The organism is Haemophilus parainfluenzae, assembly GCF_003252725.1.
Classification (GTDB): domain Bacteria; phylum Pseudomonadota; class Gammaproteobacteria; order Enterobacterales; family Pasteurellaceae; genus Haemophilus_D; species Haemophilus_D parainfluenzae_L.
In genome coordinates this window covers 117,900-129,879 of sequence record NZ_QEPO01000001.1, presented here as the reverse complement: position 1 = coordinate 129,879, position 11,980 = coordinate 117,900, and the positions used below count along the sequence as shown (strand labels likewise).

10 protein-coding genes and 2 tRNA genes are annotated in these 11,980 nt (G+C 39.0%); 4 read left to right on the top strand and 8 right to left on the bottom strand.

Annotation, left to right across the window (positions count from 1 at the left end):
- Positions 1-18: 18 nt before the first annotated feature.
- The 7 genes from DPV85_RS00680 to mutY all read right to left on the bottom strand — a co-directional run bounded on the left by DPV85_RS00680 (position 19) and on the right by mutY (position 5,802).
- The gene (locus tag DPV85_RS00680; protein WP_111326417.1) at positions 19-1,389 is read right to left on the bottom strand and encodes an L-serine ammonia-lyase; all 1,371 of its coding nucleotides are present in this window, start codon (positions 1,387-1,389) and stop codon (positions 19-21) included.
- A 35-nt stretch (positions 1,390-1,424) separates the two neighbouring features.
- Positions 1,425-2,663: an HAAAP family serine/threonine permease gene (locus DPV85_RS00675; protein WP_111326415.1), complete on the bottom strand. Its 1,239-nt coding sequence runs from the start codon at positions 2,661-2,663 to the stop codon at positions 1,425-1,427.
- A gap of 284 nt (positions 2,664-2,947) precedes the next feature.
- Positions 2,948-3,023 (bottom strand) — tRNA-Asn (locus tag DPV85_RS00670).
- 2 nt (positions 3,024-3,025) lie between these two features.
- Positions 3,026-3,101: transfer RNA gene (locus DPV85_RS00665), tRNA-Phe, on the bottom strand.
- Between the two features lie 228 nt (positions 3,102-3,329).
- Positions 3,330-4,409, bottom strand: a complete 1,080-nt coding sequence (gene mltC, locus DPV85_RS00660) for a membrane-bound lytic murein transglycosylase MltC (protein ID WP_005696844.1) — start codon at positions 4,407-4,409, stop codon at positions 3,330-3,332.
- Between the two features lie 9 nt (positions 4,410-4,418).
- Positions 4,419-4,691 (bottom strand): oxidative damage protection protein, encoded by a 273-nt coding sequence (locus DPV85_RS00655; protein WP_049365232.1) that lies wholly within the window; start codon positions 4,689-4,691, stop codon positions 4,419-4,421.
- Complete coding sequence (gene mutY, locus DPV85_RS00650) at positions 4,684-5,802, bottom strand: A/G-specific adenine glycosylase (protein WP_049373215.1); 1,119 nt, start codon at positions 5,800-5,802, stop codon at positions 4,684-4,686. The genes DPV85_RS00655 and mutY overlap by 8 nt, the downstream gene beginning before the upstream one ends.
- Before the next feature lie 192 nt (positions 5,803-5,994).
- Between mutY and rpmE the strand changes: the two genes are divergently transcribed.
- Complete coding sequence (gene rpmE, locus DPV85_RS00645; RefSeq protein ID WP_005696847.1) at positions 5,995-6,207, top strand: 50S ribosomal protein L31; 213 nt, start codon at positions 5,995-5,997, stop codon at positions 6,205-6,207.
- A 132-nt stretch (positions 6,208-6,339) separates the two neighbouring features.
- On the opposite strand, the gene DPV85_RS00640 is transcribed toward rpmE, so the two are convergent.
- Complete coding sequence (locus DPV85_RS00640) at positions 6,340-8,595, bottom strand: FepA family TonB-dependent siderophore receptor (RefSeq protein ID WP_111326413.1); 2,256 nt, start codon at positions 8,593-8,595, stop codon at positions 6,340-6,342.
- Positions 8,596-8,836: 241 nt separating this feature from the next.
- Between DPV85_RS00640 and DPV85_RS00635 the strand changes: the two genes are divergently transcribed.
- The 3 genes from DPV85_RS00635 to DPV85_RS00625 all read left to right on the top strand — a co-directional run bounded on the left by DPV85_RS00635 (position 8,837) and on the right by DPV85_RS00625 (position 11,923).
- Positions 8,837-9,544 (top strand): 7-cyano-7-deazaguanine/7-aminomethyl-7-deazaguanine transporter, encoded by a 708-nt coding sequence (locus DPV85_RS00635; RefSeq protein WP_049373218.1) that lies wholly within the window; start codon positions 8,837-8,839, stop codon positions 9,542-9,544.
- A gap of 14 nt (positions 9,545-9,558) precedes the next feature.
- The gene (locus DPV85_RS00630; protein ID WP_049368826.1) at positions 9,559-10,875 is read left to right on the top strand and encodes an MFS transporter; all 1,317 of its coding nucleotides are present in this window, start codon (positions 9,559-9,561) and stop codon (positions 10,873-10,875) included.
- Positions 10,876-11,095: 220 nt separating this feature from the next.
- Positions 11,096-11,923 (top strand): class II glutamine amidotransferase, encoded by an 828-nt coding sequence (locus tag DPV85_RS00625; protein WP_049363313.1) that lies wholly within the window; start codon positions 11,096-11,098, stop codon positions 11,921-11,923.
- Positions 11,924-11,980: the final 57 nt, after the last annotated feature.

Genomic DNA, 11,980 nt, shown 5'->3' with positions numbered 1-11,980 from the left:
TTTATTATCAATTAGCTCTTAAGAACACACTACTTTTACCGCTAAGCCACCTTTCGATGTTTCGCGATATTTGGCATTCATGTCTTTACCTGTTTCATACATGGTTTCGATCACTTTATCCAAGGTTACGCGAGGATTAGTGGTTCGGCGTAATGCCATACGGCTAGCGTTAATCGCTTTCACCGAAGCAATCGCGTTACGTTCAATACAAGGTACTTGCACTTGGCCACCAACCGGGTCGCAAGTTAAGCCCAAGTTATGTTCCATCGCAATTTCAGCTGCGATACACACTTGTACTGGTGTACCACCTAAGATCTCAGTTAAACCTGCGGCAGCCATTGAACATGCCACGCCCACTTCACCTTGGCAACCGACTTCAGCCCCCGAAATAGATGCATTCATCTTATAAAGGGAACCTATCATACCGGCAGCCAATAGGTATCGTTCAATGACTTCTGGCGTTAAAGGTGCAACAAATTTTTCATAATAAGAAAGTACCGCCGGCACAATACCACACGCACCATTAGTTGGTGCTGTTACGACGCGACCACCTGCCGCATTCTCTTCATTTACCGCAAGGGCAAACATATTCACCCAGTCGATCACATACATTGGGTCATGGGCTAAACGGCCGCTATTCGCCTCCAAGAGACGATAAAGTGATGGCGCACGACGGGCAACTTTTAATGGCCCAGGTAACACCCCTTCTGTTTTTATACCATGTTCAATACAATCTTTCATGGTTTTCCAAACATTCTGTAAATGTGCTTCAACCTCTTTTTTATCGCGTAATGCTAATTCATTTTTCATCATCACTGTTGAGAGCATTAAGCCACTCTCCTGACAATGTTTCAAAATATCTTCAGCATGTTGATAAGGATACGGCACAGTCACTGGATTTTCTTCCTCTTGACCAAAATGTGCTTCATCCACGATAAAGCCACCACCGATAGAGTAATAGGTTTGGCGGTAGAGCACTTTACGATCAGCATCTAATGCAGTAATGGTCATACCGTTTTCATGCAATGATAAAAAGGAATTATGGAATACCATATTGGCATCCCAATCGAAATTAACGTTTTTTTTGCCCTGTGCAATCGACAGTTTTTTAGTTTGTTTAACCTGTTCGATAAAGGTTGGGATTAAATCAATATCCACATCATGCGGTAGATAACCGGCCAATCCCATAATGATCGCAATATCTGTATTATGACCATGTCCCGTCATTGAGAGAGAGCCATACACATCAACGTGCAAGGTTGCAACGGCATCAAATTTACCTTGCTCGATTAAATCGTCAATAAACTGCTTGCCTGCTTTCATTGGGCCGACAGTATGGGAGCTGGATGGCCCAACTCCCACTTTAAACATATCAAATACACTAATCATATTATTTTAAATCCTAAGCTAAACTAAAAAGTCGCTTATAATAATCCATATACGACCGCGGAGATAGCAATTAATCCCATAACTGTAACAAATACATTGCTAAAACGACCTTGATAGCGTTTCATTGCTGGAACATTGCGAATCGCATACATAGGCATAATGAAAAGGATCATCGCAATGATTGGGCCGCCAAGGGATTCAATTAAGCCTAAAATACTTGGGTTAATGATTGCTACGCCCCATAAAGTGAGTAAGAAGAATACTGCGGTACCGTAATTTAATTTTTTACGATTTACACTTTCACCTTTCATTTTGAGGTATAAACCTTCTAAACCTTCACGAGCCCCTAAATAATGGCCAAAGAATGAACTCGTAATCGCTAAGAAAGCCACTAATGGTGCAAAATAAGAAATGTATGGATTATCAAATTTGTTCGCAAGATACGACAAGATACTGATATTTTGTGCTTTTGCCTCTAATAACTCTGCCGGTGTTAAAGTTAATACACAACTAAACACAAAGAACATCACGAAGAAAAGTAATACGGTTGAAGTGCCTTTTTCTGTATGACCAATGTGATATTCCGTTTTATCAAAATCTTTATATTCACGTTGTTGAGAAAGTGTGAAAGAAGAAATTGCCGGAGAATGGTTAAAAGAGAATACCAACACTGGAATAGTTAACCACAATGTCGTCACAAAACCACTCGCTGTAGGAAGCTCATAAAGCATTGATGCATTCCATTGAGGAATGAGATAGATTGATAATGCAAAGAGAATCAATACCAATGGATAAACTAATAATTCAGTGATTTTCAACATTACTTTTTCACTGAATAACATTACCGAAATCAAGATCGCAATCAATACAAAAGAAAGAATGACACGATTTGGTGAAGCCATGCCTAATTGGTTAACAATGAAGGAATCAATGGTATTGGTGATCCCGTTTCCATAAATCAATAAAATTGGAAAGATCGCAAAGAAGTACAATAAGGTAATTAATTTCCCCGCTGTCGCACCAAAATGCTCTTCTACCACTTCGGTAATATCACTGCCTGGTTTAGAAGAAGACAACACGAAATAAGCCAAACCACGATGCGCAAAATATGTCATCGGTCCGACTAAAATCGCCATCACAACCAATGGCCAGAAACCGCCCATCCCTGCATTGATTGGTAAAAATAATACCCCTGCGCCCACCGCAGTACCAAATAAATTTAATACCCAAGCTGTATCAAATTTATTCCATTTTTTATTAGTTTTAGTGCTCATAAATCACCCTCTAAAGTTAAATTATAAAATCTTTATCCAATGAATATTCATTCATTAAATTAATGGTGGCATTATGATAACGTTAGAGGGTGATCGCAAAGTACAAAATAATAAAGTGTGATCTTGCTAACAATTTTATGTGACTTTTTTACATAAATATTTATCTAGATCAAAAAACTGCGGTGAGAAATTTGAGCAAATTTTAAAGAGAGGAAAACAACAGAATAATGCTGAATTCTAAAAAGCAAAAAGCCGCTAAATTACTTTAGCGGCTTCTTAGAATTTGGCTCCTCCTGCGGGACTCGAACCTGCGACATATGGATTAACAGTCCACCGTTCTACCGACTGAACTAAGGAGGAAATGGTGCCTCGAGGCGGAATCGAACCACCGACACGGGGATTTTCAATCCCCTGCTCTACCGACTGAGCTATCGAGGCGTTATCGTTATTGGCTACTGCCTGACAACGGAGCGTATTAAACTATTTTTTCGGGTATCGGTCAACAATTAAATTCAAAAAAAGTAAAAAAGTTGGTGTGTTTGAGTGGTTAATAACCAAAACGACTATAAAAAGAACGTATTTTGTAAAACTCAATCAAAAATAACCGCACTTTCTCAAAAAATAATGCCCGAAATTTCTTTCGGGCATTGTATTTCATCGTAGAAATTATCGTCTTACGCGGAATTTCTTCTGCGCCGCATCCACTTTCAACAAGTAGTTTCTTGCTTGTGAGGATGGGTGTGCAGTCGTTAAGATACGATACACTTGTTCTGGATACATCTGGTTGATCTTATAGATCGCCTCATCTTTATCCTCATCGAATACGCGTAACACTGCACCTGCACCACTATTGTAGGCAGAAATCATTGCAAAACGTTTAGAGGTAGGATTAGTAATACCATCTAAATATTGATTTTGCAGAATCCATAAGTAAGAGACACCCGCATCAATGTTATTTGCTGGATCATAAAGGTAACGTGCAGATGGTTGTCCACCTTTACCTTTCATCGCAAATACATCACGACCTGCTGTGCTTGGTACCACTTGCATTAAGCCGATTGCATTCGCATAACTGATCGCATACGGGTTGAAGCTAGATTCTGTTTGCATAATACCTAAAATCAAGCTTTCATCAATACCATAGCGTTCTGCAGCTTTACGAACTAATGGAATATATTTTTGTGCACGCACTTCAACGTGGTTTGCAATCATTGAGATCACCACAAATTGCACAGTGTTACCATTTTGTAAGCGGCGAGTTTGTAATTTATTTTGGATTAAATAAGTCGCAAAGTTACTTGCAATCACTTGGTTAGCAATTTGCTGACCATTGTTATCCACAACCTGACCTAATAAGAAAGGACGAGTACTAATCGGCACATCGCCAGAAGCAAATAAGTCGATCCCTTTTGCATCGGAACCCATCAATAAAGTATGGACAATCGCATTGTGTAAGCGATTAAGATCTTGTTGAGTTTCAACAATAATTGTACCTTCGTCAAAGCTTACGTGGCTACGCGTATAGAAAGAGTCCGTGTATTTCACGTAGTCTTTACGACTCGCCACTAAAAGCTCATTTACCCCCCAAATACGATCGATATTATGGGAGAATTGACCCGTTAAAATATCTAAACCTTGCGTGTCTTTTGAAAACACTTCGTCATAATTAATGCCACGTCGATGGGTTGGCGAGTCGCTACAAGCATATAAAAGTGGAAGTAGCGCCAATAATAAATACTTTTTCATAATCTTTTGTTATTTAGATGGGGGAACGTAACCTTCAATATGCACATCTTTGCCTTCAAATAAGAAATTCACCATTTCTTCTTCTAATAATTTACGATGTTCGGCATTCATCATATTGAGTTTTTTCTCGTTCACTAACATGGTTTGCTTTTTGATCCATTCACCCCATGCTTGTTTACTAATTGAATTAAAAATACGTTTACCTAATTCACCGGGATACAGTTGAAAATCCAATCCTTCCGCATCTTGTTTCAAATATTCGCAAAAAACAGTTCTAGCCATAATAATTCCTTACAAATTGCGTTAATAAATTTTTCACAGGCTGAGCTAACCCGATCTGTTCAGGTGACGTTGGATCATACCAATATTTGACCGCACTTAATAGACCAGATTGAGATTCTTTTCCTTTTTCTGACAATTTTTTCCAATCTGAACGAGCGCTCTCTTCAGATTTTCGATCAACTTCAACATAAATGGGATGAATATCTAAGTGAAAATGACTAAACGTATGACGGAAAGTTACCCATTCTTGATACTCGGTAATCCCTTGTTCTTTCAGATAATTCAGCAATGTTTGTTTATCATCAAACTGAGGAAAACAATACAATCCGCCCCATAAGCCTTTGCTTTCGCGCTGTTCTAGCCAGACTTTCCCTTGATAAGATAAAATCAAAAAATAGCTTTGTTTTTCTGGCAACAATTTTTTCGGTTTCTTTCCAGGGAATTCTGTCCACTTTTCGAGTTTATTAGCTAAACAATCATTATTTAGAGGACAAAGATCGCATTTAGGTTTTGTTCGAGTGCAAATCGCCGAGCCGATATCCATCATCGCTTGATTAAATTCAGCGACTCTCGTGGTTGGTGTAACCTGTTCACTCAACTGCCATAATTGATTTTCGACTTTCTTTTCGCCAGGCCAACCCTCAACAGCAAAATAACGAGAAAGAACGCGTTTTACATTACCATCTAAAATTGGATAAGGTTGATTTTGTACGGAAGATAAAATTGCGCCAGCCGTCGATCGCCCCACGCCTGTTAATGCCCAAACTTGCTCAAATTGCGTTGGAAATTCGCCTTGATATTCATCTCTGATGGTTTGAGCGGCTTTATGCAAATTTCTCGCACGGGCGTAATAACCTAGTCCCGTCCATAAATGCAATACTTCATCTTGCGACGCATTAGCAAGTGCGGTCACATTAGGAAAGGTTTTAATAAATCGCTCAAAATAAGGGATGACTGTGGAAACTTGAGTTTGTTGTAACATCACTTCGGAAAGCCAAACACCATAAAGGGTTTTATTTTGTTGCCAAGGCAAATTTTTACGCCCAAACTTTTCATACCATTGTAAAACAGAATGGGCAAAAGGGGCATTCACAGAGGATTGGGCTAACATAACTTTCCTAAAGTGCGGTCAAAATAAGCAAAAATTTTGTGATGATTCTATCACTAAAGCACACCTCTTGATCAATTTGATTTTTTCAGTATAATTCGCAGTCTATTTGGTGCCGGATTGTCGGCGATTATTAACTCACGCGGTGTAAGTGGAGAGCATTTATAGCGGCGTGGCTTCAATTTGAGGTTTTCTATGAAACAAGGTATTCATCCAGAATATAAAGAGATCACTGCAACTTGTTCTTGCGGTAACGTGATCAAAACTCGTTCAACTTTAGGCAAAGACATCAACCTTGATGTGTGCGGTAGCTGCCACCCATTCTACACTGGTAAACAACGTGTTGTTGATACTGGTGGTCGTGTTGAACGCTTTAACAGCCGTTTCAAAATCCCAGGTACAAAATAATTTGAATCTGTGTGAAGAACCCTGCCTATGCAGGGTTTTTTATTACCTGAAATTCACCATTTTTCAAATTCAATCAATAAAAAAGTGCGGTCAAAATCGACCACACTTTTTCTATCATTTCTAAATACTCAATTAAAATGAATATTTAACTGTTGCATAATAAGCACGACCAGGTTCGTTATAAGTATGAGCATTGTAATTTGTACTGCTTGATGAACGATAAATGCGTTTATCAAATAAGTTACTTACGCCAACACGAATGCTGATTGTATCTTTCCAATTATAACCTGCACTTAATCCCCAAACTGCATAGCTACCGATATCTTCTGAGTTAGCTAGCTGATTAATATTTTTGCCGTTACCATTTTCCATACGGTTTTCCGGATTTTTACGGGATTTTTGTTTACCGTATTGCGTATAAGTCAACATTGCATCCAAGCTATCTGTAATTTGATAACTTAAGCTTGAGTTCAAGGTATATTTCGGCACGATAGAAAGCGGGTTACCTGTATCTTTATTTTTGGTTTTATGCATATAAGTGAAGTTATTCACCCAGTTTAATTTATCTTGGATTAATGGTAATGTCAGATTACCTTCAAAACCTTCAATCACTGCGCGGTTTGCATTACCCCATTTATACACATAGTTACCTAAGTTAGTTAAACCGATAAATTCACCATCAGACACGATTTTGTTACGATAGTCATTACGGAAGTAAGCCACAGAAGCAAGAAGCCCGTCTTTATCATATTCAATTCCGATTTCTTTATTCCAGCTGGTTTCTGGTTTAATGTCGCTATTACCTTGGAAATAACAAGTTTTATTATTTGGTACATTCGTTGGACAACCTTGACCTAAAGTAAACAACAAGTAATTCGGGTTAGTTTGATAAAGATTCGGTGCTTTATAAGCTCTTGCTATCCCACCTTTAATTCTCCAATCATCGTTGAGGCTTTGTAAGAAGTTTAATCCGCCACTTAGATTAGAACCAGAATAGGTGTTGTAATCATAACGCAAAGATGGTGTTAAGATGGTAGATTGGGTTGCTGAAATATTATCTTCAACAAATACTGCCCATTCAGTTTGACTGCTATGACCACCTCGTACATTTGAGATGCCGGTTGGTAGGCGTTCTTTCAAATCATAAAGCACCTTCCCTGTATTCTTGTCTCGTCGTCCACCAAGTAACTGTGTCATAGAAGCGTCATCATCTAAACTGCTATGTGCACCTTCAAAACCAACTGTCAGCATATGATCTACACCCAAGGTAAATGGGATATAGAATTCTGAACTAAAACGCGTATTTTTAAGAATAGAATCGCTAAAAGCTGACGTGCTAGAATAACTACCTTCTGGACCACCCGCTAAATATTCTGGTAAACGGCTGTTTTTAGTTTTATCAAAAGTAATATAAGTTTTATTGTCAAAATGATCGAATTTACCTTCATAGGTTAAAGCATAGTTCTGACGATATAAACGAGCAGTTTCAGCTTTATTTCCTGCCAACGTTTTGGTTTCAGGATAGTTTTTATTATTGTAAAGCCCTGCTGAGCTATTTTGTGTATCACCGTTATAAATATTGCCTTGACGACTGAAACCAGAATCCAAGGTTAATTTATTTTTCTCATTGATATTCCACACTAAACGACCATTAATATCTTTATTACGTACACCTTCACGACCAGCAATCGCAGGATCACCATTAATACCGACTTCATCCGCTTGAGTTTTGTTCCAGTTACCATATAAACGGAATTGCAATACGTCTTTAATTAACGCTCCGCTTAGATTAAAACCAACACGGTTCGTTGCACCCTCTTTGCTATCTTCTGGTTGGTTGGTGTAATAACTTAAGCTACCGTGTAAATCATTGGTAACAGGCTTAGTGATAATATTCACCACCCCACCCATTGCACCTGAACCATAGCGTGCTGCTGAAGGACCACGTAATACTTCAATTTTTTCAATCGCTTCAATCGGCACCCAGTTGCTGTCACCACGAGAGTTACGTTCACCACGCACACCATAACGTTCTGCATTACGAGAGGTGACCGGTTTACCATCCACTAAAATCAATGTATTTTCAGGTCCCATTCCGCGAATATCAATTTGACGTTTGTTTCCGCGTTGTCCTGTAGATGAGTTACCCGTTAAATTCACACCTGGCATAGTGCGTAATACTTCAGAAATATCATTTGTCGCAGGTCGTTTTTCTAAATCTTTTGCAGTCACAAGAGAAGAACCAAGCGATTGTTTTACCTGATCTTCCGCAGTAACTTTAATTTCCTCAAGTTTCTCTTCTGCATGAGAATAGTTTGAAAAAAGTGCGATTGTTAACGCACTAAATGCGAAGAATGATGTTGTTTTTAAATGATTGGATTTATACATTGAAATGCTCTCCTGGCATATGTGGAATAAATAATGCCCGAGAATTCTAGTACAATATAATTTTACTGTAAATAACAATTCTTATCATTTTTATTGAATTTAAATAAAATACCTGATTTTTTGACCGCACTTTCTTGCAATCCAAATAAATTCTAGTATTATTCACGGCTCGCCAATTTGGCGGATTTATTTCTCATGTCGGGTTCCCTACCCCCGATTAACCAACTAAAAAGGTCTTAAAATGAAAATTAATACTCCGATCTTCAATGATCAACAAAAACGTTTTGCTTTAATTTTATTAAGCTTATTTCACATCTTCATCATCACAGCCAGTAACTATTTCGTTCAAATTCCATTTGAAATCAATTTAAAATTGACCGCACTTGGTTTTGCTGATGATTTCTCATTCCACAGCACATGGGGCACACTCACTTTCCCATTCATTTTCTTAGCCACCGATTTAACAGTACGTGTATTTGGGGCAAAAGAAGCGCGTTGGATCATCTTTATCGTGATGATTCCAGCGCTTATCGTGAGTTATATTGTTTCGGTTGTTTTCTCTAATGGACAATATCAAGGCTTAAGTGCATTAAGTGAATTCAATATGTTTGTTTTCCGTATTGCGTTCGCCAGCTTCTGTGCTTATGTTTTCGGACAATTATTAGATGTGTTAGTATTCAACCGCTTACGCCAATTAAAAACATGGTGGATTGCCCCGAGCAGCTCCATGACATTTGGTTCCCTTGCGGATACCTTTATGTTCTTTTGTGTCGCATTTTATAAAAGTAGCGATCCATTTATGGCAGAACATTGGTTTAGCCTTGGATTTGTCGATTACTTATTTAAATTATTTGTCGGCATCGTCTTGTTTGTTCCCGCTTATGGCGTGGTACTCAGCATGATTTTGCGTAAACTTCAATCTCTCGCAAGCTCCCGCCAGTTTGCTTAACTTAAGGAAATAAAATGACTGAAACCCTTTCTCTTAGAGCCAAAATAGAACAAAGCCCAATGGGGGCTTATCAATGGATGATTGTGGTGATGGCTGCCATCATGAATTTACTTGATGGCTTTGATGTATTAGCCCTGGCCTTCACCGCAACAGCCATTCGTAGCGAATTTGGCCTCACGGGGATTGAGTTAGGTTATTTATTAAGTGCCGGCTTATTTGGTATGACTGCCGGCTCACTTTTCCTTGCACCACTTGCGGATAAAATTGGTCGCCGTCCATTGTTATTAATGGCGGTATCACTCTCCGCTATTGGGATGTTAGGTTCGGCGTTTATCTCACAATATCAATGGCTTGGTTTCTGGCGCGTTATCACTGGGCTTGGTGTCGGCGGTATTTTAGTGGGCACAAACGTGATCACCAGTGAGTATTCTTCTCGTAAATGGCGCAGTTTTGCGATCAGCGTCTATGCAGCAGGATTTGGTATCGGTGCGGTATTAGGTGGCATGTTTGCCGTGATGCTACAAGGTGAGTATGGCTGGCGTTCTGTGTTCCTAGCAGGCGCTATCTTAACCGGTTTACTTTTAGTGGTGTTATTTATTTGGTTACCGGAATCCATTGATTTCCTTACCTCTAAACAACCTAAAAATGCGGAAATGCGGTTAAATTTAATCGCCCAAAAAATTGGTTTAGCCGGTGATTGGAAACTTCCTGCAAAAGTAGAAAAAGTTAAAAGTAAATTACCTATTAGCCAATTATTCAGCGAAAAATACTTACATTCTACCCTGTTAATTTGGACGGCTTTCTTTGCAATCATGTTCAGCTTCTATTTTATCAGCTCATGGACTCCAGCCTTATTAAAAGAAGCGGGCATGACGACAGAGCAAAGTGTGAGCGTTGGAATGATGATCTCATTAGGGGGCACTTGTGGCGCCTTAATCTATGGCTTACTGGCTAGCCGTTGGACAGCACGCGGCGTGTTAATTTTATTCACTGTCTTATCTTCTGCAGCAATCATTACCTTTATCTTATCCTCGTCCGTTTTATGGATTGCGATGGTATTCGGTATTTTAGTTGGAGCACTCATGAATGGCTGTATCAGCGGTCTTTATACCTTAAATCCGCTTACTTATGATGCCGATATTCGTAGCACTGGTGTGGGCTGGTCGATTGGTGTGGGTCGTATTGGTGCAATTCTTGCTCCAACGATTGCCGGCCAATTATTAGATATGGGTTGGGACAAACAGAGTTTATATGTTGGCGTTGGCTTTGTGATGTTGATCTCAACAGTCGCACTCTTTTTCTTAAAAAGCCGCTCCGAAATTAAAGCATAATCTTAAAAAATATAGCAAAAGGCGTGATAAACACGCCTTTTTTATTGACTTAATAAAGTGCTCATCCCTAGCCTTCAGATCAGAAAGATTTTCAGGTTATTTTATGTAACATTTTCTTCTAAAAATCCTTTGTTATCCATCTTGAATTTCAACGCATTATGGTGTTAAATCAGCACACATTATAAGGTTATAAAAATATAAAAATAAGTTGTAGGAATTTATGTGCCAATTACTCGGAATGAACTGTAATACACCGACGGATATTGTCTTTTCTTTTGAAGGTTTCCGTCGTCGTGCTGGTCTTACTGACTGCCATTCAGATGGCTTCGGTATCGCTTTTTTTGAAGGTCGTGGTGTGCGTATTTTTCGTGATAACCATGCAGCCTCTCAATCTCCTATTGCGGATTGTGTAAAACAATACAAAATTAAATCGCTTAATGTGATTGCTCACATTCGTAAAGCAACGCAAGGTGGGGTAACCATTGAAAACACGCATCCCTTTATTCGTGAAATTTGGGGACAAAACTGGGTGTTTGCTCACAACGGTAATTTAAAAGATGTGCCAGATATGTCTGAGAGTTTCTGTCAACCGATTGGCTCAACGGATTCAGAAGCCGCATTTTGTTATATGGCAGAATATTTAAAAAATCGCTTCCGTCGTAAACCGTCTGAAATGGAAATTTTTGAAGCCATTCAAGACATTACCAAAGAGCTCTCACAAAAAGGCACCTTTAACTTTATTCTTTCGAATGGAGAATGGATGATTGCCCACTGCTCAACCAATTTGCATTACTTAACACGTAAAGCCCCTTTTGGTAAAGCACACCGCATTGATGATGATGGCGTCATTGATTTTAATGATTACGCAAAAGATGGCGACAAAGTCACCATCATTACGACGTTCCCTCTCACCAAAGATGAACCTTGGGTTAAAATGGAACATGGTGGTTTCGTATTCTTCAAAGAAGGGGACAAAATTGCTGAGGTCGTCGGTGTGGCTAAAGAAATGGAAGATGATGGTACATTAGGCAATCGTGCAGCAGCCTAATAACAAATCACAATAAAAAGTGCGGTCAAAAACATCAGAGATTTTGACCGCACTTTC